Source organism: Streptomyces sp. MMBL 11-1 (genome assembly GCF_028622875.1).
Taxonomy (GTDB): domain Bacteria; phylum Actinomycetota; class Actinomycetes; order Streptomycetales; family Streptomycetaceae; genus Streptomyces.
This window is the reverse complement of the sequence record NZ_CP117709.1, coordinates 3,434,993-3,448,847: the sequence shown is the minus strand read 5'-3', so window position 1 is coordinate 3,448,847 and position 13,855 is coordinate 3,434,993. Positions and strand designations below refer to the sequence as shown.

Sequence of the window (13,855 nt, the reverse complement as noted above, 5' to 3'; positions counted from 1 at the left end):
AAGGGGCCGCAGCAGATGGCTGGACTCGAACTCGACGGGTCGAACCCGGACGTCAGTCTGCTCTACGACATCAACGGTCTCGCGAAGGCCGCTCCGACCTGGTTCGACCGGGTCATGGAGTTCGTCGGCGAGTACGGGATCATGTTCGGCCTGGTTCTGGTGGGCCTGTGGTGCTGGTGGAGCATGCGCAAGCGCGGGACGGCCGAGGACTCGGTGGCGGCTGCCGCCGCCATCGTCTGGGCGCCGCTCGCCGCCGCCATCGCGATCCTCGTCAACGTCCCGATCCGCGGCTTCGTCGAACGGCCACGTCCGTTCAACGACCACGACGGCCTTGAGGTCCTGATCCACGGCAAGACGGACTTCTCGTTCGTCAGCGACCATTCCACCCTGGCGATGGGCATCGCCGTCGGCATCTTCGTGGCGAACCGGAAGTTCGGGTTCGTCGCGATCGGCCTCGCGCTCTTCGCCGGATTCAGCCGGATCTACATGGGGGTGCACTACCCGACCGACGTGATCGGCGGGTTCGCCCTCGGTACGGCCGTCACCCTGCTGCTGGCCCCGCTCGCCATGGCGCTGCTGACCCCGCTGATGGCGGCGGTCGCCCGCTCGCCGCGTGTGGGGTGGTTCGTCCGGTCGAAGAACGCGCCCGTCGCGTACGCGGACGGACACGGTGACGCGGGGGGCATCCCCGAGCCGCGTCCCGGTTCCGGGCGGGGCGATCCGGGGGAGAAGGACCTGGCCGCCTGACGGTCTCCGTCCTGCCCCTGCGTCCTTCCGCACTTCCCTCCAGCTGACCGACCGGTTCTCCCGTGACCGACCGGTTCTCCCGATTCCCCCAGGCGCCTCCGGGCGTCCGGGGGAATCGTGCTTCACCAGGTCCTGCGGCGGATCAGGCCGTGGCGAGGTGCTCCGCGGCGTCGGTGCGGGCCAGGTCGCGGGACCTGCGCGCCGGGCCCGACCAGCCGCAGGTGCAGCGGGCCAGGCAGAACGAGCCGCGCTCGATCGTCGTGGCGCTGTGCCCGGCCGGCGGGCCGGGCGGGGGAGCCGACGTGGAGGCGGGCGGCGGCCCCGGGGCGGTACGGGGCGGGGCCACGACGGGGGCCGCCGAGAGGGTCGGGGCTGCCCTCACGTGGGAGCGGGGGGCGGTGGTGCGGGCCGGGGCGGGGGGATCCTCATGCACCCGACCACGGTACTGGCCCCGGCCGGCGAACGGGGGGCCGCGTCCGGGCGGCGTGACGGGGGGCGGCGGCGGTCGTTATGCGGGGCGGGTGAGGGCTCGGCCGGGCGGTAGTCGTTGGGGGTTGGCAGGCGATGGTGGTGCAGCAGTACAGGGACGGAGGCGGGGCCCGTGCTGTTCGCGCCCTCGCCGTGGCCGGGGTGATCGCGGTCACCGCCGGGTGCTTCGGCGGGGACGGGGGGAGCGGCACGGGCGACGGTTCCGGGCGGCGCTCCGTGGCCGCCGAGCGTCCGCTCGATCTGCTCGGGCAGGCGGCGGACGTCCTCGTCGAGGCGGGCGGTGCGGAGACCCGTACGTCGATGGAGACCGCGGCCGGCGGGACGCGGGTGACGATCCGGGGGCAGGGCGTGTACGACTTCCGCAGGCAGATGGGGCGGCTCAAGGTGGTGCTTCCCGAGGACGCCGCGGGTGCGGACGGCCACCGGCCGATCACCGAACTGCTCGCCCCCGGGGCGCTGTACATGAAGAACCGCGGTGCCGGGGTGCCCGACGACAAGTGGGTCAGGATCGACACGACCACGCTGAAGGACGGCAACCTCCTCACCGGCGGGGTCACCGACCCGATGGCGGCGGCCGAACTGCTGCGCGGCGCGGCCGACGTGTCCTATGCGGGAGAGTCCGAGCTGGCCGGGGTGACGGTGCATCACTACCGGGGCGTCGCGGATCTGGGCCGGGCGGCCCGGGCGGCGTCGCCGCAGTCGCGAGGGGCGCTCGGTGCGGCGGCGAAAGGGTTCAGCAAGGACGCCGTCCCGTTCGACGCCTACCTGGACGAGGACGGCCGGCTGCGGAAGATCCGGCACCGGTTCACCTTCTCCTCCGAGGGCCCGGAGGTGTCGGTGGTCTCGACGCTGCTGCTGTACGGGTTCGGGCTGCCGGTCACGGTGACGCTGCCGGACGAGGACGCCCTCTACACCGGCGAGATCCGGCAGGGGTGAGGCGTCGGCGGGCGGCCGGCCGGTCGATGCCCCTCCGGCTCCGGCTGCCCCTCCGGCACCGGCTCCGGCACCGGCTCCGGCACCGGCTCCGGCACCGGCTCCGGCTCCGGCTGCCTCTCCGGCACCGGCTGCGGCTGTGGGGGAGGGGTGGCGGCCGGGACGGGCCGGGCGGTGGGGTCGGTTGTGAGGAGGCGCAAAATGGTCCGTCCGTGCCATGCGCGGCGCGCATCGCGCTCCCTAGGCTGGGAAGCCGGTGCGCCAGGGGCCGGGGACGGCCGGGAGACGGCAGAGAGAGGTGACGCAGGTGGTGATGCTCAGCGCTCCGAACGCTCAGGACTGTGTGGCTCTCGCCGAGATCGAGCTGTGCGGCGAGCTGATGATCGCCGCGTCGGCGGCGGGTGAGGAACGCCTCAGCCCCGACCGGATCGACGAAGTGCTCGACGTACGCGGTGCGAAGGCCGCCTGGGCGACGGTCCCCCGGCAGGCCGCTCGCCGGGGGTGATGCCAGGTGGCGCCCGCACCGCCGCCGTTCACGGGGTCGCGCCTCAGGTGCGGAGCAGGCGGGCGATGGCCTTCGTGGCCTCCTCGACCTTCGCGTCGATCTCCTCGCCGCCCTTGACGGCCGCGTCGGCGACACAGTGGCGCAGATGCTCCTCCAGCAGCTGGAGGGCGAAGGACTGGAGCGCCTTGGTGGACGCCGAGACCTGGGTGAGTATGTCGATGCAGTAGACGTCCTCGTCGACCATCCGCTGGAGGCCGCGGATCTGGCCCTCGATCCGGCGGAGCCGCTTGAGGTGTTCGTCCTTCTGGTGGTGGTAGCCGTGAATGCCGCGGTCGTGGTCGGTGACGATGTCCACCGGGGCGGCCGCCCCCGCGTCCGGGGCCGCCACGCCCGTTGATTCCGCCCCTGTGGTCCCGGTCGTGGTCATCTGCGTCCTCCCGTTGTTGTCCTCTGAGTGTCCCTGCCGGAACGCGGAAATGCGGAATCGCGGGCCTGCTGTCGTGCGGTGGGGGCCGGTGCCGGACGGTTCCGCCGTCCCGTCCCGCCGGGCCCGCCCGCACCCGTCCTTATACCCCTGATGGGTATATCGTAGCGAATTCCGCCGAAACGTGACCGGGGGGCCGTGCTGATCGCCGTGTCCGATGGGCGACACTGAAGAACGCCGGTTAGCCGTGGCCGGATGATGCGCCTAGCATCAGCCTGACCGAATCCAGAGCACCCCGAGGACCCCACGTGCGCTTTCGTCTGACCCCCAGGGAGACGAGCTTCTACGACATGTTCTCCGCGTCCGCGGACAACATTGTCACGGGCTCGAAGCTCCTGATGGAACTGCTCGGGGCGGATTCCGCCTCCCGGGTCGAGATCGCGGAGCGTATGCGGGCAGCGGAGCACGCCGGGGACGACGCCACCCACGCGATCTTCCACCAGCTGAACTCCTCCTTCATCACGCCGTTCGACCGCGAGGACATCTACAAGCTGGCGTCCTCGCTCGACGACATCATGGACTTCATGGAGGAGGCCGTCGACCTGGTCGTCCTCTACCAGGTCCAGGAGCTCCCCAAGGGCGTCGAGAAGCAGATCGAGGTGCTGGCCCGGGCGGCGGAGCTGACCGCCGAGGCCATGCCGGGGCTGCGGACCATGGACAACCTCACCGAGTACTGGATCGAGATCAACCGCCTGGAGAACCAGGCCGACCAGGTCCACCGCAAGCTGCTGGCCCAGCTCTTCAACGGCAAGTACGACGCCATGGAGGTGCTGAAGCTGAAGCAGATCGTGGATGTGCTGGAAGAGGCGGCTGACGCGTTCGAGCACGTCGCCAACACCGTGGAGACCATCGCGGTCAAGGAGTCCTGAACCTCGTGGACACCTTTGCGCTGATCGTGACCATCGGTGTCGCGCTCGGCTTCACGTATACGAACGGCTTCCACGACTCCGCGAACGCCATCGCCACCTCGGTCTCCACCCGGGCGCTGACCCCGCGTGCGGCTCTGGCGATGGCGGCGGTGATGAACCTCGCCGGCGCCTTCCTGGGCCAGGGGGTCGCCAAGACCGTCAGCGAGGGCCTGATCGCGACGCCCGTGGGGCAGAAGGGGATGGGCATCCTGTTCGCGGCGCTGGTCGGCGCGATCATCTGGAACCTCATCACCTGGTACTACGGCCTCCCCTCCTCGTCCTCGCACGCCCTGTTCGGCGGCATGGTCGGGGCGGCGCTGGCCGGCGGCACGGACGTCATCTGGTCCGGCGTGCTGGAGAAGATCGTCATCCCGATGTTCATCTCGCCGTTCGTCGGCCTGATCGTCGGCTATCTGGTGATGGTCGGCATCATGTGGATGTTCCGCAACGCCAACCCGCACAAGGCCAAGCGCGGCTTCCGGATCGCCCAGACGGTCTCGGCGGCGGGCATGGCGCTCGGCCACGGCCTCCAGGACGCGCAGAAGACGATGGGCATCGTGGTGATGGCCCTGGTCATCGCCGACATCGAGGGTCCGAACGACGAGATCCCGGTCTGGGTCAAGATCGCCTGTGCGGTGATGCTCTCGCTGGGTACGTACGCCGGTGGCTGGCGCATCATGCGGACCCTCGGCCGCAAGATCATCGAGCTGGACCCGCCGCAGGGCTTCGCGGCGGAGACGACCGGCGCCTCGATCATGTTCGGTTCGGCGTTCCTGTTCCACGCGCCGATCTCGACGACGCACGTCATCACCTCCGCGATCATGGGCGTCGGCGCCACCAAGCGGGTCAACGCCGTGCGCTGGGGCGTCGCGAAGAACATCATCCTGGGCTGGTTCATCACCATGCCGGCCGCTGCCCTGGTCGCCGCGCTGAGCTACGGAGCGGTTCTCCTGCTCTTCGGCTGAGCCGCCGGTGCGCGGTGATCCGGCCGGGCTGCTGACACGTGTGGGTCCGCCCCCGTTCTCGTAACTGAACGGGGGCGGACCCTTCTGCCTTGTGGTGGCACCGCCATGCAGCACCGCAAGGCCGTCTGTGGGGTGGGACAGCGTGTGCCGGAGGACCGGGGGCCGGCCCTCCGGGCGGCTCAGCCGAAGCGGCCGGAGATGTAGTCCTCCGTGGCCTGGACCGACGGGTTGGAGAAGATCCGCTCGGTCTCGTCGATCTCGATGAGCCGGCCGGGCTTGCCGACCGCCGCGAGGTTGAAGAACGCGGTGCGGTCCGAGACGCGGGCCGCCTGCTGCATGTTGTGCGTCACGATGACGATCGTGAAGCGCTCCTTCAGCTCGCCGATCAGGTCCTCGATGGCGAGCGTCGAGATCGGGTCCAGCGCCGAGCACGGCTCGTCCATCAGCAGGACCTGCGGCTCGACCGCGATGGCGCGGGCGATGCACAGGCGCTGCTGCTGGCCGCCGGAGAGTCCGGAGCCGGGCTTGTTGAGGCGGTCCTTGACCTCGTTCCAGAGGTTCGCGCCGCGCAGGGACCTCTCGACGATGTCCGTGAGCTCGCTCTTGCGGTAGCTGCCGTTCAGCCGCAGCCCGGCCGCCACGTTGTCGAAGATCGACATGGTGGGGAAGGGGTTGGGGCGCTGGAAGACCATGCCGACCGTGCGGCGCACGGTGACCGGGTCGACGCCGGCGTCGTAGAGGTTCTCGTCGTCCAGCAGCACCTTGCCCTCGACGCGGCCGCCGGGGGTCACCTCGTGCATCCGGTTCAGGGTGCGGAGGAAGGTGGACTTGCCGCAGCCGGACGGGCCGATGAAGGCGGTCACGGAGCGGGGCTCCACGGTCATCGAGATGTCCTCGATGGCCTTGTGGCTGCCGTAGAAGGCGTTGAGGCCGCTGATGTCGATGCGCTTGGCCATGGAAATCACTGCTTCTTTCGGGAGGTCGCTGTGGCCGCGTCAGCGACCGGTCTTCGGGGCCTTCCAGCGGGCGATGCCGCGGGCCACCAGATTCAGGATCATGACGAAGGCGATCAGGACCAGGGCGGCGGCCCAGGCCCGGTCGTAGGACGCGGCCTCGCCGATCTTGTACTGCTCGTAGATGTAGAACGGCAGCGAGGACTGGGCGCCTTCGAAGGGGTTCGTGTTGATCAGCTGGCTGCCGAAGACCAGCAGGATGATCGGCGCGGTCTCACCGGCGATACGGGCGATGGCGAGCATGACGCCCGTGGTGATGCCGCCGATCGCGGTCGGCAGGACCACCTTCAGGATGGTGCGCCACTTCGGGATGCCGAGGGCGAGGGAGGCCTCGCGCAGCTCGTTGGGGACGAGCTTGAGCATCTCCTCGGTGGAGCGGACCACGACGGGGATCATCAGGATCGTCAGGGCCAGCGCGCCCATCAGGCCGGAGGGCTCCAGGTTGGCGATCAGCATGATCGACAGGATGAAGAGACCGGCCACGATGGACGGGATGCCCGTCATCACGTCGACGAAGAACGTGACGGCCTTGGCCAGCGCGCCCTTGCCGTACTCGACGAGGTACACGGCGGTCAGCAGGCCGAGCGGGGCGGAGATCACCGTGGCGATGCCGACCTGCTGCAGGGTGCCGACCAGCGCGTGGTAGACGCCGCCGCTGGCCTCGGAGCCGAGCACGCCGGCCATCGAGTGGGTGAGGAAGTAGCCGTCCAGGCGCTCCGCGCCGCGGACGAGCGTCGTCCACAGCAGCGAGGCCAGCGGGACGACGGCGACCAGGAAGCAGACCCACATCACGCTGGTGGCGAGGCGGTCGCGGGCCTGGCGCTGGTTCTCGACGATCGTCGTGGCGACGTAGGAGATGGCCAGGAAGAGCAGGGCCGAGATCAGGCCCCACTGGATGCGGCTCTCCCAGCCCGCGGCCAGCGAGACGCCGATGCCGAGCGCGACCGAGACGGCGGCGAAGCCGAGCGGCGCGAGGCGGGGCAGGGAGCGGCTGCCGAGGCTGCTCTTCGGGGTGGGCGATGCGGGCGTCGGGCGCTCGATGACGCCGGTGGGTGCGTGGCTCATGCGTTGGCCCCCGAGTACTCCTTGCGGCGGGCGATGATGAGCCGGGCCGCGCCGTTGACCAGCAGGGTGAGGACGAAGAGGACGAGGCCGGAGGCGATCAGGGCGTCCCGCCCGAACGCGTCGGCCTCGCCGAACTTCGCCGCGATGTTCTGGGCGAACGTCCCGCCGCCCGGGTTGAGCACGTGCAGCGAGATGAGGAAGCTCGGGGAGAGGACCGTGGCGACGGCCATCGTCTCGCCGAGCGCGCGGCCGAGGCCGAGCATCGAGGCGGAGATGATGCCGGAGCGGCCGAAGGGCAGCACCGAGAGGCGGATGACCTCCCAGCGGGTGGCGCCGAGCGCGAGCGCGGCCTCCTCGTTCATCTTCGGGACCTGGAGGAAGACCTCGCGGCTGACGCTGGTCACGATCGGCAGGATCATGATCGCGAGGAGGATGCCGACGGTGAAGAGCGAGCGGGCGACGCCGACCTCGGTCTTCTCGAAGATGTACGTCCAGCCGAAGAACTGGTCGAGCCAGAGGTTCAGGCCCTCCAGGTACGGCACCAGGACGAGTGCGCCCCAGATGCCGTAGACGATGCTCGGCACGGCGGCCAGCAGGTCGACCACGTACGCGATGGGGGCGGCCAGCTTGCGCGGCGCGTAGTGCGAGATGAACAGGGCGATGCCGACAGCGATCGGAACCGCGATGACCATCGCGATGATCGAGCTGACGACGGTGCCGAAGAGCAGGACCGCGATGCCGAAGACCGGCGGGTCGCCGGCCGGGTTCCAGTCGAAGGTGGTGAGGAAGTTGCCCTCGTTCTTCGAGATGGCGATGACGGAGCGGTAGGTGAGGAACACGGCGATCGACGCCATGATCACGAGCAGCAGGATGCCCGAGCCGCGGGAGAGGCCCAGGAAGATCTTGTCGCCCATGCGCCCGGTGGACCGGGGGCTGGGCCGCGTGACCGGCGGTGCCGGTGGCGTGTCTATCGGTGTGGTGGAAGCCATGGTCTTTCCGGTCTGTGTGGGGGAGCGGTTGCTCCCCTGGCGGCGGTGCACCGGATGGAGAGTGGGCGGGAGGCGGGCCGGTCCGGAGGGGTGCGCCGGGCCGGCCTGCCGGTGGCGTTCGCGCCGGTGGCGCGGGGCGCCGGTGACGGGTCACGCCGGTGGGCGGCCGGGCCGCGTGGGCCCGGCCGCCCGGGTGTTACGAGAGGGAGCCGATGGTCTCGCGGACCTTGGCGTTGATCTCGGCCGGGATCGGGGCGTAGCCGGCGTCGGTCAGGATCTTCTGGCCGTCGTCGGAGGCGGCGTAGGAGAGGAAGGACTTGACGGTGTCGAGCGTCTCGGGCTTGTTGCCGCTGTCGCAGACGACCTCGTACGTCACCAGGACCAGCGGGTAGGCGCCCTCGGCCTTGGTGGTGTAGTCGAGGTCGAGCGCCAGGTCCTTGCCGGTGCCCTTGACCTTGGCGGCGGCGATGGCCTTGGAGGCGTTCTCCGAGGTGGCCTTCACCGGGGAGGCGCCACCGGTGTTGATGTCCACGGTCGGGATGGACTGGGACTTGGCGTAGGAGAGCTCGAAGTAGCCGATCGCGCCGTCGACCTGCTTGACCTGGGCGGCGACACCGGAGGAGCCGGAGGCGGCCTGGCCACCGGGGGCCGGCCACTTCTTCTCGGCCTCGTACTTCCAGTCGTTCGGGGCCGCGGCGCCGAGGTACTTGCCGAGGTTCTGCGTGGTGCCGGAGTCCTCGGAGCGGTGGAAGGCCTGGATCGCCTTGTCCGGCAGCTCGACGCCGTCGTTCAGCTTGGCGATCGCCGGGTCGTTCCACTTCTTGATCTTGCTGTCGAAGATCTTGGCGAGGGTCGGGGCGTCCAGCGTGAGGCTGTCGACGCCCTCCAGCTTGAAGCCGATCGCGACCGGGCCGCCGACCATCGGGAGGTTGATGCCCTGGCCGGTCTTGCACATCTTCTTGGAGTCGGCGACCTCTTCGGGCTTCAGCGCCGAGTCGGAGCCGGCGAAGCCGACGGTGCCCTGGTTGAAGGCGACGATGCCCTCGCCGGAGGAGGAGGAGTTGTAGTTGATCTCCACACCGTCACAGGCGGCCATGTAGTTCTTGACCCAGAGGTCCATGGCGTTCTTCTGGGCGCTGGAGCCGGAGGCGCGCAGCTGGCCCTTGGCCTTGCCGCAGTCGATGTTCGACGCGGCGGTCGTCTTCTCGCCCGTCCCGGCCGTACCGCCGCCGGTGTTGTCGTCCGAACCGCACGCCGTGAGGACCAGGGCGCCGGAGACGGCGAGGGCACCGAGCGCGGTGGCACGAAGCCGGTTCTTGCGCTGAAGCTTCACTTTCGGGTGTTCCTTCCAGGAGCCGCCGTGGTCAGTTCGTTCTACGACGGCGTGCGATGAGGAGCGGTGCGGTGGCTTGCCGCCGCGCACCGTGTACGTCCGAAATTAGGCAGAACAGGTGAAGCCGCCGACGGGGGAGAGTGAACGGCAGGTGAACCGTGTCGGGCAGGTGGGTGCGATCCGGGCCGGGGCGGTGGCCGGAACGCGGGCCGGGGCGCGGGTCAGGGTGTGGCGAGGGCGTCCAGCAGGGCGGTCAGCTGCTGGACGTCGCGGGGCTGGGTGAGCTGGGCGCGGGCGGCGGCGGGGGCCAGCCACAGGATGCGGTCCACCTCGTCGCTGGGGGTGAAGGAGCCCCCCGTCGCCTCGGCCGCCCAGTAGGCGACCTCCTTGGGCCGGCCGTCCACCGGGTAGCGGGAGGTCGGCAGCCGGTCCCCGGGGGCGCAGTGGTGGCCGGTCTCCTCCAGCACCTCCCGTACGGCGGCGGCCAGCGGGTCCTCGCCGCGCTTCAGCTTGCCCTTGGGGAAGGACCAGTCGTCGTAGCGGGGCCGGTGGACCAGGCAGACCTCCACGTCGTTCCCGTCCCCGCCCGGGGCGCGGCGCCACAGCACGCAGCCCGCGGCCCGGACGGTGCCGGTGCGGTTCTTCACGGGCCCGGTGGCCCCCGGGTCCCCGCTCATGGGGCGCTCAGGACCGCGGCGTACGGCCAGCTCTCCCGGAACACCGCCCGCGCCGCCTCCACCTCGTGGCGCTGGTCCGCGTGGAGCACGCCCAGCGCGTACGCCGTGGCCGGGGCGATCCGGGGGGTGCGGGCCGCCGCCGCTGCGGCTCCGGCCGCCTCCACGGCGTCCCGGTGCAGGTCGAGGGCGTGGCCCGCGCCGGTCAGGGCCGGGTCGGCGGCGCCGCGGACGACCTCGTGGGCGTACCGGTGCAGCCGCAGCAGCAGCCGGGCCTGGTGCCACGCCGCGTCCTGGGCCTCGTTGTACGGCTCCGTGCCGTCGGGCGGCAGGGCGGCCACGGCGGTGAGGAGGCGTTGCTCGGCCCGTTCGGCGGGCTCCAGGAGGGCCTCGGCGGGCCGGCCCGCGGCGCCGGGGGCCAGGGGCACGTCGGAGGCCAGGAGCGCGACGGCGTCGGCGACCGCGTGGAAGCGGGAGGAGCCGAGCGCCTGGAGGGCCGCGGAGTGGGACCGGGTCCGGGCGAGGGTGAGGCGGCGGTCCAGCAGCGCCCCGGCCCGCGCTGCCCCGACCCCGAGGGCGGCGCGGCCCTGGGCGTCGGAGGCGGCGCTCTCCCCGGCGGCCCGGACGCCCCGGGCGGCGGGGAGGGCGGGGCCGGAGAGCTGGTGCAGGGCCTCGACGAGCCGGGTGAGGCGGTTCGCGTAGGCGTGTTCGCGGGCGAGGAGGCCGGAGAGCCAGGCCAGTTCGGCGCGGAGCTGATCGGCCCAGAGCGGGTCGAGCGCGGCCCGGAAGGTGTGCAGACAGCCGCTGATCCGGCGGGCCGAGCGGCGCAGTGCGCGGGTGGCGGCCGCGGCGTCGTGGCCACCGGGGTCCGCGGGGGCGCTGTGCTCGTGGTGCAGCCGCAGGCTGCGCAGGAACTCGGCGGCCTGTTCCCGCAGGTAGGGCGCGAGGACCGCCTCCGTGGTCAGGCCCCCGGCGGGGCGGGATCCGGCGGCGGAGTCCGGGGGGCGAGCCGCGCCGGTGGCGTCGGTGAGGCGCCTGGTCCCCGGCCCGGTGGCCTCGGGGAGGCGTCGCGTCCCCGGTTCCGTGGCCTCGGCGGGCGGCGCGCCCGGAGTGGTGCCGGGGGCCGCGTCCGGCGTCGGCCGGGTCGTCGTCTGCTGGTCAGGGCGTCGCACGCCTGCGCCTCCGGGCGTCGATGAGCATTTCCTGGACGTGCCGCAGCGGCTGGCCGTCCGCGTCCGTGGCGTGCCGGGTCCAGTTCCCGTCGGGGCCCAGGTGCCAGGAGGCGGTGGTGTCGGCCATACCGGTCTCCAGGAGTCGGCTGAGTGCGGCGCGGTGGGCGGGGTCGGTGACCCGGACCAGTGCTTCGATCCGGCGGTCGAGGTTGCGGTGCATCATGTCGGCGCTGCCGAACCACACCTCGGGCTCGCCGCCGTTGCCGAAGGAGAAGACCCGGGAGTGTTCGAGGAAGCGGCCGAGTATGGAGCGGACCCGGATGTTCTCGGAGAGCCCGGCGACACCGGGGCGGATCGCGCAGATCCCGCGCACCCAGATGTCGACGGGGACGCCCGCCTGGCCCGCCCGGTAGCAGGCGTCGATGATCGCTTCGTCGACCATCGAGTTGACCTTGATCCGCACGTAGGCGGGGCGGCCCGCCCGGTGGTGGGCGATCTCCTTGTTGATCCGGGCGATCAGCCCGTCGCGCAGGGACTTCGGGGCGACCAGGAGGCGGCGGTAGGTCTCGCGGCGGGAGTAGCCGGAGAGCCGGTTGAACAGGTCGGAGAGGTCCGCCCCGACCTGCGGGTCCGCCGTGAGCAGCCCGAGGTCCTCGTACAGCCGGGCCGTCTTGGGGTGGTAGTTGCCGGTGCCGACGTGGGAGTAGCGGCGCAGCGTGTCGCCCTCCTGGCGGACGACGAGCGAGAGCTTGCAGTGGGTTTTCAGCCCGACGAGTCCGTACACGACGTGGCAGCCGGACTCCTCCAGCTTGCGGGCCCACTTGATGTTGGCCTGCTCGTCGAAGCGTGCCTTGATCTCGACGAGGACGAGGACCTGCTTGCCGGACTCGGCCGCGTCGATGAGGGCGTCCACTATCGGGGAGTCGCCGGAGGTGCGGTACAGCGTCTGCTTGATGGCCAGGACGTCCGGGTCGCCCGCCGCCTGTTCCAGGAACGCCTGGACGGAGGTGGAGAACGAGTCGTACGGGTGGTGGAGCAGCACGTCCCGTTCGCGCAGGGCGGCGAAGATGTCGGGCGCGGAGGCGGACTCCACCTCGGCCAGGTCCCGGTGGGTGCCCGCGATGAACTTGGGGAACTTCAGCTCCGGCCGGTCCAGGGAGGCGATGGCGAAGAGCCCGGTCAGGTCGAGCGGTCCGGGCAGCGGGTAGACCTCCGCGTCGGACACCTTCAGCTCGCGGACCAGCAGGTCCAGGACGTACGGGTCGATGGACTCCTCGACCTCCAGGCGCACCGGCGGGCCGAACCGCCGGCGCATGAGCTCCTTCTCCAGGGCCTGGAGGAGGTTCTCCGTGTCGTCCTCCTCGACCTCCAGGTCCTCGTTCCTGGTGACCCGGAACATGTGGTGCGCCAGCACCTCCATGCCCGGGAACAGCTCCTCCAGGTGCGCCGCGATGACGTCCTCGATGGGCACGTACCGCTGGGGCGAGGCCTCCAGGAAGCGGGTCAGCAGCGGCGGGACCTTGACCCGGGCGAAGTGCCGGTGGCCGCTGACGGGGTTGCGGACGACGACGGCGAGGTTGAGGGAGAGCCCGGAGATGTACGGGAAGGGGTGCGCGGGGTCGACGGCCAGCGGGGTCAGGACCGGGAAGACGCGCTGCCGGAAGAAGGTGAACAGGCGGGCCTGCTCCTTCTCGGTCAGGTCCGGCCAGCGGATCAGCTGGATGCCCTCGTCGGACAGGTCCGGGGCGATGTCCTGCTGGTAGCAGGCGGCGTGCCGGGCCATGAGTTCCCGCGAGCGGGTCCAGATGAGGTCCAGGACCTCGCGGGGCTGGAGGCCGGAGGCGGAGCGGGTGGCGACGCCGGTGGCGATGCGGCGCTTGAGGCCGGCCACCCGGACCATGAAGAACTCGTCCAGGTTCGACGCGAAGATGGCGAGGAAGTTGGCCCGTTCCAGGATGGGCGTGGCCGGGTCCTCGGCCAGTTCCAGGACCCTTTCGTTGAACGCGAGCCAGCTGCGCTCGCGGTCCAGGAAGCGGCCCTGGGGCAGCTCGTCGCCGTCCCGGTCGGGCTCGTAGGCGTCCGCGTCGGAGTCGAGATCGGGATCCAGATCGGCGGCGGTGGAGAAGCCGACCCCGTTGGGCGCGGGGGTGGCGTGCGGCCGGTGCGCGGCGAGTGAGCCGACGGACGGCTGGGCGGCGGGCTGGACCGGGACCTCGGAGCTGGGCTGCTGGCTCATGGACCTATTGTTCCGCGCGGAGCGCTTCTCAGGCGCGTCGGAGCCCGGAAAGATCGCGGAAGGCCCGGGAAACCCCGGGTCAGGGCCCAGGGAGCCGTGAGTGGCGTCTCCCCGGGCTCTCCCGTTGCGGCGGGGGGCGGGCACAGCTGGCTGCATCCCGTGAGGGTCGCAAGGGCGTCTGAATGGCCGGTAACGGAGACATGACGTACAGGAAGCGGTGTGCCTGCGGGTGAGCCTCGCCGTCACTGTACGTGTTCGGTGCGGCCGGGCTGCCGAGCGGGGCGGGCGTTCGTGTGCGCGGGGTACGCCCCCGGGGCCGCGTACGCGTTCGCCGTCCGGGCC

The 13,855-nt window shown here is 71.3% G+C and carries 14 protein-coding genes; 5 read left to right on the top strand and 9 right to left on the bottom strand.

All coding sequences use genetic code 11. The annotated features are described in order from the left end of the window. Positions 1 to 15: 15 nt before the first annotated feature. Positions 16 to 747, top strand: a complete 732-nt coding sequence (locus tag PSQ21_RS14935; RefSeq protein ID WP_274030995.1) for a phosphatase PAP2 family protein — start codon at positions 16 to 18, stop codon at positions 745 to 747. Between the two features lie 142 nt (positions 748 to 889). On the opposite strand, the gene PSQ21_RS14930 is transcribed toward PSQ21_RS14935, so the two are convergent. Then, positions 890 to 1,093, bottom strand: coding sequence for a hypothetical protein (locus PSQ21_RS14930; protein ID WP_274035783.1), 204 nt, complete (start codon positions 1,091 to 1,093; stop codon positions 890 to 892). A gap of 218 nt (positions 1,094 to 1,311) precedes the next feature. Between PSQ21_RS14930 and PSQ21_RS14925 the strand changes: the two genes are divergently transcribed. Both PSQ21_RS14925 and PSQ21_RS14920 read left to right on the top strand, forming a co-directional pair. Beyond that, a complete protein-coding gene (locus PSQ21_RS14925; protein WP_274030994.1) occupies positions 1,312 to 2,172 on the top strand; it encodes a hypothetical protein in 861 nt (286 codons plus the stop codon). A 295-nt stretch (positions 2,173 to 2,467) separates the two neighbouring features. Beyond that, positions 2,468 to 2,674, top strand: coding sequence for a hypothetical protein (locus PSQ21_RS14920; protein ID WP_097868867.1), 207 nt, complete (start codon positions 2,468 to 2,470; stop codon positions 2,672 to 2,674). Positions 2,675 to 2,717: 43 nt separating this feature from the next. Here PSQ21_RS14920 and PSQ21_RS14915 read toward each other — a convergent pair whose 3' ends face one another. Further along, positions 2,718 to 3,101 carry a metal-sensitive transcriptional regulator gene (locus PSQ21_RS14915; RefSeq protein WP_274030993.1) on the bottom strand — a complete coding sequence of 128 codons (384 nt, stop codon included), beginning with the start codon at positions 3,099 to 3,101 and terminating at the stop codon, positions 2,718 to 2,720. A gap of 305 nt (positions 3,102 to 3,406) precedes the next feature. Here PSQ21_RS14915 and PSQ21_RS14910 point away from each other — a divergent pair, with 305 nt between their 5' ends. Further along, complete coding sequence (locus tag PSQ21_RS14910; RefSeq protein ID WP_026290881.1) at positions 3,407 to 4,027, top strand: DUF47 domain-containing protein; 621 nt, start codon at positions 3,407 to 3,409, stop codon at positions 4,025 to 4,027. A gap of 5 nt (positions 4,028 to 4,032) precedes the next feature. Beyond that, a complete protein-coding gene (locus tag PSQ21_RS14905) occupies positions 4,033 to 5,031 on the top strand; it encodes an inorganic phosphate transporter (protein WP_030582130.1) in 999 nt (332 codons plus the stop codon). 179 nt (positions 5,032 to 5,210) lie between these two features. Here PSQ21_RS14905 and pstB read toward each other — a convergent pair whose 3' ends face one another. The 7 genes from pstB to PSQ21_RS14870 all read right to left on the bottom strand — a co-directional run bounded on the left by pstB (position 5,211) and on the right by PSQ21_RS14870 (position 13,513). Next, positions 5,211 to 5,987 carry a phosphate ABC transporter ATP-binding protein PstB gene (gene pstB, locus PSQ21_RS14900; protein ID WP_274030992.1) on the bottom strand — a complete coding sequence of 259 codons (777 nt, stop codon included), beginning with the start codon at positions 5,985 to 5,987 and terminating at the stop codon, positions 5,211 to 5,213. Positions 5,988 to 6,026: 39 nt separating this feature from the next. Next, positions 6,027 to 7,109 carry a phosphate ABC transporter permease PstA gene (gene pstA / locus PSQ21_RS14895; protein ID WP_274030991.1) on the bottom strand — a complete coding sequence of 361 codons (1,083 nt, stop codon included), beginning with the start codon at positions 7,107 to 7,109 and terminating at the stop codon, positions 6,027 to 6,029. Continuing rightward, a complete protein-coding gene (gene pstC / locus PSQ21_RS14890) occupies positions 7,106 to 8,098 on the bottom strand; it encodes a phosphate ABC transporter permease subunit PstC (RefSeq protein WP_274030990.1) in 993 nt (330 codons plus the stop codon). Before pstC ends, pstA begins: the two co-directional genes overlap by 4 nt. Positions 8,099 to 8,294: 196 nt before the next feature. After that, a complete protein-coding gene (gene pstS, locus PSQ21_RS14885) occupies positions 8,295 to 9,431 on the bottom strand; it encodes a phosphate ABC transporter substrate-binding protein PstS (protein WP_274030989.1) in 1,137 nt (378 codons plus the stop codon). A gap of 221 nt (positions 9,432 to 9,652) precedes the next feature. Further along, entirely contained in the window at positions 9,653 to 10,108 is a 456-nt protein-coding gene (locus tag PSQ21_RS14880; RefSeq protein ID WP_274030988.1) for an NUDIX hydrolase, read from the bottom strand. Continuing rightward, the gene (locus PSQ21_RS14875; RefSeq protein WP_274030987.1) at positions 10,105 to 11,277 is read right to left on the bottom strand and encodes a CHAD domain-containing protein; all 1,173 of its coding nucleotides are present in this window, start codon (positions 11,275 to 11,277) and stop codon (positions 10,105 to 10,107) included. The genes PSQ21_RS14880 and PSQ21_RS14875 overlap by 4 nt, the downstream gene beginning before the upstream one ends. Continuing rightward, complete coding sequence (locus PSQ21_RS14870; RefSeq protein ID WP_274030986.1) at positions 11,264 to 13,513, bottom strand: RNA degradosome polyphosphate kinase; 2,250 nt, start codon at positions 13,511 to 13,513, stop codon at positions 11,264 to 11,266. The genes PSQ21_RS14875 and PSQ21_RS14870 overlap by 14 nt, the downstream gene beginning before the upstream one ends. Positions 13,514 to 13,855 lie beyond the last annotated feature (342 nt).